The sequence below is a fragment of the Pseudomonas sp. TWI628 genome, from assembly GCF_039673865.1.
GTDB lineage: Bacteria > Pseudomonadota > Gammaproteobacteria > Pseudomonadales > Pseudomonadaceae > Aquipseudomonas.
In genome coordinates, this window is record NZ_JBDJMM010000077.1 from 1 (window position 1) to 365 (window position 365).

A 365-nucleotide genomic window follows, 5' to 3' on the forward strand; every position below is an offset into this window, starting at 1 on the left:
GCGAACACTTCGATGTGGTCGCCAAGGATGTCGATGGCAGCACTGCCAGCGGCAGCCTGGATGTGAACATCGTCGATGATGTGCCGAAAGCGGTGGACGACAGCAACGCTGGGACGGCAACCGAACAGCATGTCGAGCTGACCGGGAATGTGCTGACCAACGATATCCAGGGCGCCGACCGCGTGGCAGGCGGCCCGGTAATCGCCGGTACTTACACCGGCACCTACGGCACTCTGGTCCTCGCCGCGGACGGCTCCTACACCTACACGCTCAACCCCAACGCCCCGGACTTCAAGAACCTGGGCGGTGGCGGCAATGGTGTGGAGAACTTCACCTACACGATCAAGGACGCTGACGGCGACACC

The 365-nt window shown here is 62.7% G+C and carries 1 protein-coding gene; it reads left to right on the top strand.

Annotation, left to right across the window (positions count from 1 at the left end; genetic code table 11):
- Window positions 1-365 (top strand): Ig-like domain-containing protein (locus ABE528_RS27380; RefSeq protein WP_346654637.1); only part of this gene is annotated, 365 nt, incomplete at both ends.